Origin of the sequence: Xylanibacter rarus (assembly GCF_001275135.1) — a bacterium.
Classification (GTDB): Bacteria; Bacteroidota; Bacteroidia; order Bacteroidales; family Bacteroidaceae; genus Prevotella; species Prevotella rara.
The window spans coordinates 109991-123691 of the sequence record NZ_LFQU01000004.1; the positions used below are offsets into that span (position 1 = coordinate 109991).

At 53.5% G+C, this 13701-nt stretch carries 10 protein-coding genes; 6 read left to right on the plus strand and 4 right to left on the minus strand.

All coding sequences use genetic code 11. The features are described from left to right. Positions 1-18: 18 nt before the first annotated feature. Positions 19-546 carry a nitroreductase gene (locus ACU52_RS03835; protein ID WP_053397822.1) on the minus strand — a complete coding sequence of 176 codons (528 nt, stop codon included), beginning with the start codon at positions 544-546 and terminating at the stop codon, positions 19-21. Positions 547-1115: 569 nt separating this feature from the next. Between ACU52_RS03835 and ACU52_RS03845 the strand changes: the two genes are divergently transcribed. The 4 genes from ACU52_RS03845 (at position 1116) to ACU52_RS03860 (ending at position 6702) form a co-directional block, all read left to right on the plus strand. Beyond that, the gene (locus tag ACU52_RS03845) at positions 1116-2264 is read left to right on the plus strand and encodes a hypothetical protein (protein ID WP_053397824.1); all 1149 of its coding nucleotides are present in this window, start codon (positions 1116-1118) and stop codon (positions 2262-2264) included. Between the two features lie 131 nt (positions 2265-2395). Beyond that, positions 2396-2764, plus strand: a complete 369-nt coding sequence (locus ACU52_RS03850) for a four helix bundle protein (RefSeq protein WP_053397825.1) — start codon at positions 2396-2398, stop codon at positions 2762-2764. Positions 2765-2846: 82 nt separating this feature from the next. Next, positions 2847-4775, plus strand: coding sequence for a DNA topoisomerase IV subunit B (locus ACU52_RS03855; protein WP_021855768.1), 1929 nt, complete (start codon positions 2847-2849; stop codon positions 4773-4775). A gap of 382 nt (positions 4776-5157) precedes the next feature. Then, a complete protein-coding gene (locus ACU52_RS03860; protein WP_053397856.1) occupies positions 5158-6702 on the plus strand; it encodes a S41 family peptidase in 1545 nt (514 codons plus the stop codon). A gap of 115 nt (positions 6703-6817) precedes the next feature. Here the strand turns inward: ACU52_RS03860 and ybeY are convergent, their stop codons facing one another. From ybeY to ruvB, 3 genes are all read right to left on the minus strand, one after another. Then, on the minus strand, positions 6818-7234 hold the full coding sequence (gene ybeY, locus ACU52_RS03865) for an rRNA maturation RNase YbeY (protein ID WP_021855770.1): 417 nt from the start codon (positions 7232-7234) through the stop codon (positions 6818-6820). A 112-nt stretch (positions 7235-7346) separates the two neighbouring features. Further along, positions 7347-7826: a pantetheine-phosphate adenylyltransferase gene (coaD, locus tag ACU52_RS03870; protein WP_021855771.1), complete on the minus strand. Its 480-nt coding sequence runs from the start codon at positions 7824-7826 to the stop codon at positions 7347-7349. Between the two features lie 67 nt (positions 7827-7893). Beyond that, on the minus strand, positions 7894-8934 hold the full coding sequence (gene ruvB / locus ACU52_RS03875; protein WP_053397826.1) for a Holliday junction branch migration DNA helicase RuvB: 1041 nt from the start codon (positions 8932-8934) through the stop codon (positions 7894-7896). A 585-nt stretch (positions 8935-9519) separates the two neighbouring features. Between ruvB and ACU52_RS03885 the strand changes: the two genes are divergently transcribed. Further along, positions 9520-12303 carry a TonB-dependent receptor gene (locus tag ACU52_RS03885; protein WP_053397828.1) on the plus strand — a complete coding sequence of 928 codons (2784 nt, stop codon included), beginning with the start codon at positions 9520-9522 and terminating at the stop codon, positions 12301-12303. A 250-nt stretch (positions 12304-12553) separates the two neighbouring features. Further along, positions 12554-13450 carry a metallophosphoesterase gene (locus ACU52_RS03890; RefSeq protein WP_370798912.1) on the plus strand — a complete coding sequence of 299 codons (897 nt, stop codon included), beginning with the start codon at positions 12554-12556 and terminating at the stop codon, positions 13448-13450. Positions 13451-13701 lie beyond the last annotated feature (251 nt).

A 13701-nucleotide genomic window follows, 5' to 3' on the forward strand; every position in this document is an offset into this window, starting at 1 on the left:
GTGTGTGTGCGTTATGTGTTATTCAACAAATCTTACGTAGTCATCCTTGCGCGGCGCAGCCTCTCTGACGGCACCCTCGCGCGGGTATCCCAGCACGCAGTGGCCTATGCCCTCATAGTCGCCCTCAATGCCCCATGCGCGCAGCATGGCCTTGCCTTCCTCGCTGTCGAACACCTCGCGGGCGCGGTGAATCCAGCAGCTGCCCAGTCCGAGAGCGTGTGCGGCGTTCATAAGGTTGCCCATTACGAGCGATCCGTCGTAGAGATAAGTGGGGCGTGTGCGGTCGGCCAGCACCACGAGCACCACCGGCGCGCCGTAGAAGGGGTCGGCCTCGGTGCCCATCACGGCGGCGTTGAGCTCAGAGAGGCGGTCGCGAACGGCCTTTGATGTTACGGCAACGATGAGCGGCGACTGCGCTCCGCGGCCCGTTGGGGCGTAGGTTCCTGCCTCTGCCACAGCCTCGATAAGGCTGCGCTCCGGCATCCGGTCGGGGTCGAAGGCGCGCACGCTGCGGCGTGTCTTCATGTTTTCTATAACTGTGTTCATAATCTTTACTGGTTAAAAAGTTTGTCTTTCACATGCCGCGGAGCGTCAGACTGACTGCCATTATGCCGCGGCATGATTGATATGTGCAAAGATACTAAAATTATCGTCCGCATGTTCAGGCGCAATGAATAAAAAGCCTTAAAGATACATTGAAAAACGTGCCGGAGACCCGAAAAAATGACATCGCGGCGCTGATTGCGGCCCGATGATGCGCCGGTTTTATCCGCCGTTGTAACATACTGACATTCAGCGCGTTGCAAAAAGCCATGTTTCAGGCTCTAAAAGATGGCCTTTCGGCGTGCAAAAGGTGGCCTTTTGGAGGCTGAAAGGGCACCTTTCGGAAAACAGGCACACGGCAGGCGCCATCAGGGCGCGCCTCGGCACGGCCACAGACAGGCAGCAAGGACACTGTCTGAAGGCGGCACGGACCATGTGGCAGATGTGCATAAAAAGCTTACATACAATGCCCAAAAAGCCTTAAAAAGGCTGATTTAGCGTTATTTATTTTTTTATATGGCGCAAAACTCGTATTTTTGCATGTTTAAGTTGTCTAATATAAAGTAAGACAAATGTCAACTATTAAAATCAAAAAAGTAGAAACAAGGAAAGACCTTGAGCGGTTTATAGACTTTCACTATGACCTCTACAAGGACAATGAGTATGACGTTCCCACACTGTTCAGCGACGACCTGAACACCCTGAGCAAGGACAAGAACGCGGCGTTCGAGTTCTCCGAGGCCGAGTATTTCATGGCGTTCGACGGACGTGGGCGCATGGTGGGCCGCGTGGCAGCCATAATCAACCACCGCGCCAACAAGCGCTGGGGGCGCAAGTGCGTCAGATTCGGATGGATAGACTTCATCGACGACATCAACGTGTCTAGGGCCCTGTTCGACGCCGTTGAGAAATACGGCAAGTCGAAAGGCATGGAAGAGATGATAGGTCCGCTCGGATTCACCGACCTCGACCCCGAAGGCATGCTCACAATGGGATTCGACCAGCTGGGCACTATGGCCACCATATACAACTATCCGTACTATCCGGAGCACATGGAGAAGCTGGGCGACTTCGAGAAGGACAACGACTATGTGGAGTTTAAGCTCATGGTGCCCGACAAAGTGCCCGAGAAATACACCAAGATAGCCGAGATGATACAGAAGCGCTACGACCTGCACATCAGGAAACTGACCAAGAAGGACGTGTTTGAGGGCGGCTACGGCAAGAAGATGTTTGAGCTGATAAACACCTGCTTCAAGGACCTGTACGGATATTCGGAACTGTCTGAAAGGCAGATCGACCAGTACATCAAGATGTACTTCCCCCTGGCCGACCTCAGCCTCATCACCGTTGTAGAGGACCGCAGCGCCGGCAACAAGCCCGTGGCCGTGGGCATCACCATCCCGTCGCTGTCGAAGGCGCTGCAGAAGTGCCGCCGCGGAAGGCTCTGGCCCTTCGGATGGTGGCACGTGCTGAGGGCTCTGAAGGCTCACAAGACCGAGGGCGTAGACCTGCTGCTGCTCGGAGTGCTGCCCGAATACCGCATGAAGGGTGCCAACGCCCTTATGTTCTACGACCTCATCCCGCGCTATCAGGCCTACGGATTCAAATGGGGCGAGAGCCAGGTTGAGATGGAGACCAACGAGAACGTGCAGAGCCAGTGGCAGTATCTCGAGACCATCCTCCACAAGAGAAGACGCTGCTACAAGAAGTGGATATAGATTTTCTGCCGGCAAACGGCAGAAAATAATTAAAAATTAAAAGTAAAAATTAAACAGCGAGGGGGATGGCAGGCGGTGATCATATCAACTTAAGCTGGCAGAAGTGTGGTAACAATTAAACAACGTTGATTATGGCTGACGGCAATAACATTGTGAAAGAAAAGGCGGAGAAGTTCGCCATACGCATTGTTAAGTGCAGCAGGTTCATAAGGGAAACCAAACGTGAATACTCGCTTGCCGACCAGCTGCTGCGTTGCGGCACCAGCATAGGTGCCAATCTTTATGAAGCTGAATTTGCACAAAGCAAAGCCGACTTTATAAGCAAGATGAGCATCGCGCTCAAAGAAGCGTCTGAAACCAAATATTGGCTGTGGCTGCTCCACTCGACAGACATACTGGAAGACAAGATTTACTACTCAATGAACACCGACTTGAAGAACATCATAAGTCTTCTTGTCTCAATATTGAGATCATTGAAGGGTGTAGACAGCAAGAAATAGCTGACAACGCCACACCCAGCTGCCACCATATGCCGGCCACGATGTTTAATTTTTAACTTTTAATTGTTAATTTTGGAATTTTATGAGCGAAGAGAATAAAATTACAACCGAGTATACTGACGACAATATCAGGCACCTGTCTGACATGGAGCACGTGCGCACCCGACCGGGAATGTACATCGGCCGACTTGGCGACGGATCCATGCCCGAGGACGGCATCTACGTGTTGCTCAAAGAGGTTATCGACAACTCTATCGACGAGTTTAAGATGAACGCCGGCAAGCGCATCGAGATCGACATAGACAACAACCTCAGCGTGATGGTGCGCGACTACGGACGAGGCATACCGCAGGGCAAGCTCATCGAGGCCGTAAGCGTGCTAAACACCGGAGGTAAATACGACTCCAAGGCGTTCAAGAAGAGCGTCGGACTCAACGGTGTGGGCATCAAGGCCGTCAACGCGCTAAGCTCCAGGTTCGAGGTGAGGTCTTACCGCGACGGAACGGTGCGCACGGCGACATTCGAACGCGGCGTGCTGAAGAGCGACACAACCGAGGAGACGCAGGACGAGACGGGTACATACATATACTTCGTGCCCGACGACACGCTCTTCAAGAACTACTCTTTCCACCACGACTTCGTGGAGACGATGCTGCGCAACTACACCTACCTGAACACAGGACTGACCATCATGTACAACGGACGCAGGATTCTGAGCCGCAACGGACTTGAAGACCTGCTCAACGACACGATGACCAACGACGGCATCTACCCCATAATACACCTCAAGGGCGAAGACATCGAGATTGCGTTCACGCACACCAACCAGTATGGCGAGGAGTATCACTCGTTCGTAAACGGACAGCACACCACGCAGGGCGGTACTCACCAGAGCGCGTTCAAGGAGCACATAGCCCGCACGATAAAGGAGTTTTTCAACAAAAACTTCGAATATACCGACATCCGCAACGGCCTCGTGGCAGCCATAGCCGTCAACGTCGAGGAGCCGATGTTTGAGAGTCAGACCAAGATTAAGCTCGGATCGCTTACCATGAGCCCCGACGGCGTCAGCGTAAACAAGTACGTGGGCGACTTCATCAAGAACGAGGTGGACAACTATCTGCACAAACACTCCGACGTGGCAGAGGTTATGCTGCAGAAGATTCAGGCCAGCGAGAAGGAAAGAAAGGAGATGGCAGGAGTGACAAAGCTGGCACGCGAGCGCGCCAAGAAAGCCAACCTGCACAACCGGAAGCTGCGCGACTGCCGCATACACTTCTCCGACGTGAAGAACAACCGCAAGGAGGAAAGCTCCATCTTCATCACCGAGGGCGACTCAGCGAGCGGTTCTATCACCAAGAGCCGCGACGTAAACACGCAGGCTGTGTTCTCTCTCAGGGGCAAGCCGCTCAACTCTTTCGGACTCACCAAAAAGGTGGTGTACGAGAACGAGGAGTTTAATCTGCTTCAGGCAGCCCTCGACATTGAGGACGGACTCGACACACTGCGCTACAACAAGGTGATTGTTGCAACCGATGCCGATGTCGACGGCATGCACATCCGACTGCTCATAATAACCTTCTTCCTGCAGTTCTTCCCCGAACTCATCAAGAAGGGACACGTATACGTGCTGCAGACGCCGCTCTTCCGCGTCAGAAACCGCCGCACGAAGGTGCGCAACAAGAAGGCGCTCGAAGACGTAAAAGGCAAGAAGGGCGACTTCATCACCCGCTATTGCTACAGCGACGAGGAGCGCGTAAAGGCCATAGAGGAGCTTGGTCCCGACCCTGAGATAACCCGATTCAAAGGTCTTGGAGAGATAAGTCCCGACGAGTTTGTCAACTTCATCGGCCCCGACATGCGCCTCGAGCAGGTTACTCTGCACAAGACCGACCAGGTGCAGAAGCTCCTGGAGTACTACATGGGCAAGAATACGCCCGAGCGACAGAACTTCATCATAGACAACCTGGTGATAGAGGAAGACCGTCCCGAAGAGGAAGAAAAGTTCTGACAAGGGGCAAAAGGAACGTAAAGGAGACGCAGAATAAGTCCAACGGCAATGCTGATGAAACATAATGAGCATGCGGAAAGGGCATTAATGATACGTGGAAGGGGCATTAATGATATGCGGAAGAAGGATGAAAGCCATGCAAAGTAAACACAAAAGCCATGCAGAATAAGCATGAAAACAATGCAAGAGTCATTCATCCGCGCATCATCAGTCCCATTCCTCCCATCTCTCCCACAACATCCGTTCCTCCCATAAGTCCCATCCCCCACAATCATCCCATAAAAGAAACATCACAACAATGATAAACACAACCATCAGAAAGATAAAAGCCGCACTGGCAAAGACTGCCACCAAGGCCCTCGTTGCCGTCGCACCGGCTGTCATGTCGTGCCTTCCGGCCGGCGCGCAGATGAACATCGACTTCTCTTACGACAGTCCGCTGCGCAAGCTGCAGATAGCCGAAATGGCAATAAACAACCTCTACGTCGACTCGGTTGACGAGAAGAAGCTCGTTGAGGACGCTATAAGGGGCATGCTGGAGAAGCTCGACCCCCACTCATCTTACTCCGACCCGGAGGAAGTGAAGGCAATGAACGAACCGCTGCAGGGCAACTTCGACGGCATAGGCGTGCAGTTCAACATGGTTGACGACACGCTGCTCGTCATTCAGCCCGTGTCGAAAGGCCCGTCGGAGAAGGTGGGCATCATGGCAGGCGACCGCATAGTGAACGTGAACGACACTGCCATTGCGGGCGTGAAGATGAAGAAAGAGGAGATAATGAAGCGTCTGCGCGGACCCCGAGGCACAACGGTGAAGCTGGGAATTGTGCGCCGCGGCGTGCCCGACGTGATGTATTTCACGGTGAAGAGAGACAAGATTCCGGTGAAGAGCGTGGACGCCGTCTACATGATTCGCCCGCAGATAGGCTACATAAGGATAGGAAACTTCGGCGCGACGACATACAAGGAGTTTATGGAAGGCATGGAGAAGCTGAAAGCCGAGGGCATGAAAGACCTGATACTCGACCTTCAGGACAACGGCGGAGGATATCTGCAGGCTGCCGTGGAGATAGCCAACGAGTTCTTGCCGAAGGACGATCTGATTGTATATACCGACGGACGCCGCATCAGACGCATGGACTATAAGGCGCGCGGCAACGGCTCTTTCCTGACAGGACGCGTGTATGTGCTCGTCAACGAGTTCACGGCGTCGGCCGCAGAGATTGTTACCGGAGCGATACAAGACCACGACCGCGGCATCGTAATCGGCCGCCGCACGTTCGGCAAGGGCCTCGTTCAGCGCCCGATCGACCTGCCCGACGGCTCCATGATACGACTAACCATTGCCCACTACTACACTCCTTCGGGACGATGCATACAGAAGCCATACACCAAAGGAGACATAGAGGACTATGCGATGGACTTTGAGAAGCGCCTGAAACACGGCGAACTGACCAACCGCGACAGCATTCACTTCGCCGATTCGCTGAAGTTCTACACGCTGAAAGAGCACCGCACGGTGTACGGCGGAGGCGGAATAATGCCCGACACGTTCGTGCCTCTGGACACACTTCAGTACACCAAGTTCCACCGCCAGCTCGTGCTGAAGGGCATAGTGATAAACACCGACCTGAGATATATCGACAAGAACCGCAAGCAACTCGTAGGCGACTACCCGACGTTCGAGGCGTTCAGAAGCCGTTTTGAGGTGCCGCAGGAACTTATCGACGAGATAATGAAGGAGGCGGAGAAGCAGAAGATAAAGCCGAAAGACGACGAAGAACTGCAGCGCACGCTGCCCTATCTGAAATCGCAGCTGAAGGCTCTCGTGGCGCGCGACCTCTTCGACATGAGCGAATACTTCCAGATTATCAACGAGACAAGCGACATCGTGAAGAAGGGAGTGGAGCTCTCGGCAGGCAAATAAAGGGCTGACGGGATAAAAGTAATGGGACCAATAAGACTGATATGGCGCCTGTGCTGATATTGTTGCACGGCCATCGGTCTTATTGGTCCCATTACTTTTATCCTCTCGGGGCTTCTCAGAGCTTAATCATGGCAAGCGCCTTGTTCTCGGCAGCCTCCATAATCTCGCGCTCTCCGGGGCCTTTGTCGTTGATGCCGCAGAGATGCAGTATGCCGTGGATAATCACACGGTGAAGCTCCTCGTTGTAGTCCTTGCCCAGCTGCTCGGCGTTTGAGCGCACGGTGTCGAGCGAGATGACTATGTCGCCGCTGATTGTGTCGTCCTCGTCATAGTCGAACGTGATGATGTCAGTGTAGTAGTTGTGGCCCAGATACTCGTTGTTAACCTCAAGAATCTTGTCGTCGTTGACAAACATATATCCTATTTCGCCAACCTTGCGGCCATATTCGGCGGCCACGGCCTTTATCCATGCCGATGTGTCGCGCTTTCTTATTGCCGGCATTTTTACGCCGTCGGTGTTGTATGTTATCATATTTTGCTGTTTATTTTCGTTCTGAAGGCTTGCCGCACGGCGTGCGGTAAGTTATAGCCAAGATGCGCTTAAGTGCGTCAGAAGGCGTTATATTGCCCTCTGCGGGCACGTCTTAAGGCTCCTTAATCTCTGTCTTGCGTCCCTGCTCAGGTGCGGGCAGAAACTCGGCGGCGTCCTTGCCGAAGTGGATAAGCTCGCGCACCATGCTCGACGACACGCTCTCATATTCAGGCTCGGCATACAGCAGGATGGTCTCTATGCCGCCTATCTTGCGGTTGATGTCTGCCTGCTCGCGCTCATACTCAAAGTCCTTGATGCTGCGCACGCCCTTGATGATGAAGCCGGCGCCCTCGCGGCGGGCAAAGTCGACGGTGAGGTCGCTGTATTCCTTTACCTCCACCTTAGGCTCGTCGGCATACAGGCGTGCAATGGCCTTCACCCTTGTCTGCGCGCTGTACATGTATTTCTTGCGCTCGTTGAAGCCCACGCCGATGACAATCCGGTCGAACAACGGCAGCGCACGTCTGACAATGGCATGATGACCGGTGGTGAAGGGGTCGAAGCTTCCTACGAAAATGCCTGTTCTCTGCATTGATTTCTATCTGTTGTTTTGTTGATTTTTATATATACATTCTGTCTGACTGCACCGTCAGCATGGCCTATCCCATGCCGAAGAGGTCGGGCTCCATCACGTTGCCGGCATACGGATTGCGGCCGAAGTGGTTGTAGGCAAGCTCCGTGACCATACGTCCGCGCGGCGTGCGCTTGATGAATCCCTCCATGATGAGGTAAGGCTCATACACCTCCTCAACGGTTCCGGCGTCCTCGCCTATTGCCGTGGCTATGGTGGTGATGCCCACGGGGCCGCCCTTGAACTTGTCGATGATTGTCAGCAGAATCTTGTTGTCAATCTCGTCGAGGCCATACTGGTCGATGTTCAGCGCCGTCAGCGCCACCTTCGATATGGCTGTGTCTATGCGTCCCGTGCCCTTCACCTGCGCAAAGTCTCTCACCCTGCGCAGCAGGGCGTTGGCTATACGTGGCGTTCCGCGGCTGCGGCGGGCTATCTCTACGGCAGCGTCGTCGTCGATGGGCACCTTGAGTATCGATGCCGAGCGCTTCAGAATCTTGGTGAGCGTCTCGGGTTCGTAGTATTCCAGATGCAGGTTGATGCCGAATCGGGCGCGCAGCGGCGCGGTGAGCAGTCCGCTACGGGTTGTTGCCCCCACGAGAGTGAAGGGGTTGAGGTCAATCTGTATCGAGCGTGCCGACGGTCCCTTGTCTATCATGATGTCGATGCGGTAGTCCTCCATAGCCGAGTAGAGATACTCCTCAACGACGGGCGACAGGCGGTGAATCTCGTCGATGAACAGCACGTCGTTAGGCTCGAGCGACGTCAGTATGCCTGCCAGGTCGCCCGGCTTGTCGAGCACGGGGCCGCTCGTCAGCTTGAAGCCCACGCCCAGCTCGTTGGCAATGATGTTGCTCAGCGTGGTCTTTCCCAGTCCGGGAGGGCCGTGCAGCAGGGTGTGGTCGAGCGGCTCGCCGCGGTATTTGGCGGCCTCTACGAACACCTCGAGGTTCTCCACCACCTTCTGCTGTCCGCTGAAGTCGCCGAAGCGCAGCGGTCTGAGGGCGTTCTCAAACTCCTTCTCGGCCGACGACAGCGACTCTTTTCTTATATCGAAATTATCGTCCATTATTCTTTTATCTTTCAGTCGAATGCAAAGTTAAGCATTTTATTTGTTATAATCACGCAAAACCATAAGAATATCTCAGCCGCGGCAGACGGCGGCGTCACTGTTTCCGGCAGGCCGCCCTGCCGCCGCTCAGTCTTGCCTGCGGGGCATGTCGTGCCGGCGCCCGTGCCGTGCTGAAATGTGCCCGTGCAGCGGCCGTTTTCCGATATGTGCCCTTTTGCATTCCGAAAGGGCACCTTTTACACGCCAAAAGGCCGTCTTTTGCAGGCTAAAACATGGCCTTTTGCAACGCATTGAGCATCAGGGCGTTACGCAGGGGCATACCGACGCATCGCCGCCAAGCCATATACAGCGCCCCCGCCGCCACACGCACGCCACCCCGTGCGCCACGCCTTAAAACCTGCCCGAAAACCGTCAGAATGTCATATTATGTTAACGCAGAGACTATATAAATAGGTATTTAAACAGATTTTAATAAATTGAAATAAATTTGTAACAAGTTGTTAAATACACTATAACCGCAGCGTAACGGCTTTGTAACACAGAATGCAGACCTTTGCAGCGTTAAAATTATTTTAGTTTTTTATGAGAAAAAATTACAAAAAATTATCGCTATTTTGCTTATCTGCGATGCTTTCTGTAGCAGCAGTGGCTGTTACTGACTCTAACGAAGCTAACTTAGGAACCATGCGCGGACGAATCGTCGACAACTCTAATCAGGTGTTGCCCGGCGCAACCGTTATGATCGAGAATCTGCACACAGGTGTTGTTAGCGACGCTAACGGATTCTACACAATACCCAACCTGAAACCGGGAGTCTACACGGTGAAGGTTTCTTACGTAGGCTACCAGCCGACAACGGCTAAACTGACCATATCTGCCGAAAAGACAGAAGTGAAAGACTTCGTGCTGTCAGAGGGAATGGAGCTTAAGGGCGTTGAGGTAAAAGGAGCGTTCCACGGACAGAGCCGTGCGATAAACACTCAGAAGAATAACTTTAACATAACCAACGTCGTGTCGGCCGACCAGATCGGCAAGTTCCCCGACTCTAACATCGGCGACGCCCTGAAGCGTATCAACGGTATCAACGTGCAGTATGACCAGGGCGAGGCACGCTTCGGACAGGTGCGCGGAACATCACCCGACCTCACATCGGTAACCGTCAACGGCAACCGTCTGCCTTCTGCCGAGGGCGACATACGCAACGTGCAGCTCGACCTCATACCGGCCGACATGATTCAGACCATCGAAGTGAACAAGGTTGTTACGGCCGACATGGACGGCGACGCCATCGGCGGATCGATAAACCTCATAACCAAAAACACTCCGTACAAGGAAGTGTTCAACATAACGGCTGGAACGGGCTACAGCTGGATAAGCGAAAAGCCGCAGCTTAACCTCGGACTGACCTACGGCAACCGCTTCTTCAACGACAAGCTGGGCTTCATGGCAGCCATTTCTTACCAGAACTCACCGGCTGGATCGGACAACACTGAGTTTGAATACGACATCGACGACGACGGCAAGGTGGTGCTCACCGACGCCGAGGTAAGACAATACTACGTTACACGTGAGCGTCAGAGCTACTCGCTCTCACTCGACTACGTGTTCAACCCCAACCATAAAGTGTTCTTCAACGGTATCTACAACCGCCGCAACGACTGGGAGAACCGCTACCGCGTGTCATACAAAGACCTGGCAGACGGCGAGGGAGAGATGAAGGCACAGATAGAAACCAAGGGAGGATCTGCCGACAACCGCGGCGCACGACTTGAGCGCCAGCAGACCATGGACTACACCCTTGGCGGCGAGCACCTGCTCTGGGACAAGCTCTCTGCCGACTGGTCGGCATCGTTCTCAAGAGCTTCTGAGGGACGCCCCGACGAGCGCTACATGAGTCTTGAGCAGAAAGACATAACCATCAACATGGCCGACGCCGGACTGCGCCAGCCCTACTCTACAACATACATCAACCTCGACGAGGGCGAATGGAAGCTCGACGAGTTTACAAACGCCAACGAGAACATCATAGAGAACGAGTGGAAGTTCAAGCTCGACTTCGAGTTGCCGCTCGCAAACGGACTCTACGGCAACAAGCTTAAGTTCGGAGGAAAATACACACGCAAGTCGAAGACAAAGGACGTTGTATGCTACGACTACACCGACGGCTACGAAGCAATGTTCGGCGACGACTATTCTAACTACTACATCAACCGCATACGCGACGGATTCATGCCCGGAAGCCAGTATAAGTCGACAATGTTCATCGACAAGAACTACCTCGGAGGCATCAGCCACGTTGACCTGGCAGCCATGGGCGGCGAGCAGGTGCTCGAGGAGTCGGCAGGCAACTACGACGCAACAGAGCAGGTTTCGGCAGGCTATCTGCGCTTTGAGCAGAAGCTCGGAAAGAAACTTGAACTTATGCTCGGACTCAGAATGGAGGCCACAAACCTGAAGACAAGCGGCTTCAACTGGATTGTCGACGAGGACGAGAACGAATATCTCGAGCCGACCGGCACCTACAAGAACAACTATATCAACTGGCTGCCGAGCGTGTTGCTGAAATATAACGCCACAGACGACCTGAAGGTGCGCGCATCTTACACCAAGACGCTGGCACGTCCTAAATACTCTCACATGATGCCGGGCAGCAGCATCAACCGCACCGAATCGCCTGTTGAGGTGTTCGTGGGCAACCCTGACCTGAAGCCGGTTATCTCTAACAACTACGACCTGTCGGCAGAATACTACTTCAAGAGCGTAGGTCTGGTGTCTGCATCACTCTTCTACAAGCGCATCAACGACTATATGGTTGAGCATGTGTCTAAAGGCAGCTACGGCAACTACGACGACTGCAAGATAACACGACCCGTAAACGCATTCGACGCAGACCTACTGGGCGTTGAGCTCGGACTGCAGCGCGACTTCGGATTCATACATCCGTCACTCAAGTGCTTCGGCTTCTACGGCAACTATACCTACACTCACAGCAACGTGGTCAAGTCTGTATTCGGCAACAAAGACGAGCAGGCTCTGCCCGGTTCGCCGGAGCACATGGCCAACGCGTCGCTCTACTTCGACAAGGGCGGACTGAACGTGCGTCTCTCTTACAACTTCACTTCTGCCTTCCAGGACGACGAGGAGTATCAGGAAGAGGCACAGCTGCGCCGCTACTACGACAAGGTTAACTATCTCGACCTGAACGCAAGCTACACATGGGGCAAGGACATCAAGTACACCTTCTATGCCGCTGCCAACAACCTGCTGAACCAGCCGCTGCGCTACTACCAGGGAGAGAAGGACCGCACAATGCAGGTGGAGTACTACGGAGTGAAACTCCAGGCCGGATTCAAGCTCAGCTTCTAAGCCGGAAACGACTGAACGGTCATGAGAGTAATGTTTAAGAAGAATAGATTTATAATGAATTCCTGAAACGGATTAGCACAGATGAAACCGGGAAAACAGGCGTGAGAGAGTACAAAATGACTTACAGCAAGTTATCAGTATGTGCTCGGCCTGCTGTCCCGGCTTTGCTTTCAAAACGAATATAAACAACAAAAACATCACAACAATGAAGAAACTTTCAACAACTCTGATTTTGCTTTTAGTGGCCGTGATGAGCATCATGGCGCAGACTCCCGAGCAGTGGGCCAAGCTGGAGAAGGATGTCAACTTCTACGTGGCCAACGACCTGGGACGCAACGGATACTACGACCAGAAGCCTATAGCCGAACTGATGGGACGCATGGCCGAGACCGTGGGCATAGAATGTGTGGCAGCGCCGGGCGACGTGCACCACTTTGAGGGTGTGCGCAGCACGCAGGACCCCCTCTGGATGACCAACTATGAGCTTATATACAGCCATCCCGAACTGATGCTCGACTGGTATCCGACGCTCGGAAACCACGAGTACCGCGGCAACACGCAGGCCGTGCTCGACTACACAAACGTGAGCGCACGCTGGGCCATGCCGGCAAGATACTACACAAAGGTGATTGAGGACGGCGGAGTGACCGTAAGACTGGTGTTCATAGACACTGCACCGATGATTGACAAATACCGCAACGACACAGAGAAATATCCCGACGCAGGCAAGCAGGACTACAACAAGCAGCTCGAATGGCTCGACTCTGTGCTCTCTTCGGCCAAGGAAGACTGGGTTATCGTGCTGGGCCACCACCCCGTTTATGCCGACACGGGCAAGGACACATCTGAGCGCGGCGACATGCAGGCACGCCTGAACCCGATACTGACCAAGCACAAGAACGTGAGCATGTATATCTGCGGACACATACACAACTTCCAGCACATACGCAAGCCGGGCTGCAACATCGACTACGTGGTGAACACGAGCGGATCGCTGAGCCGTCCGAAGGTAAAGGCAGTAGACGGAACACAGTTCTGCAGCGGCGTGACGGGCTTCTCGCTGGTATGTGCCGACAAGACCACCCTGTCGCTCCATCTCATCGACAAGGACGGAAAGGTGGTATACACGGTTAACCACAAGAAATAACAAATTCTTCTTTTTTCTTTAAAATTAAGCACTATTAAAGGCGGCAAGGACAACATCCCTGTCGCCTTTTGCTTTTCTTGCGGCATGCTTACACGCCCGGAAAGCGTGCCTCTTCATGTGTATTCGATGTGCAAAAACAGCTGTCGGCAACGTACTTCATAACCTTCTGATAATCAGCCACATAAATACAGCCATGCAAAACGTGCCCTTTCAGCCTGCAAAAGATGGCCTTTCGGACGGCGAAACATGGC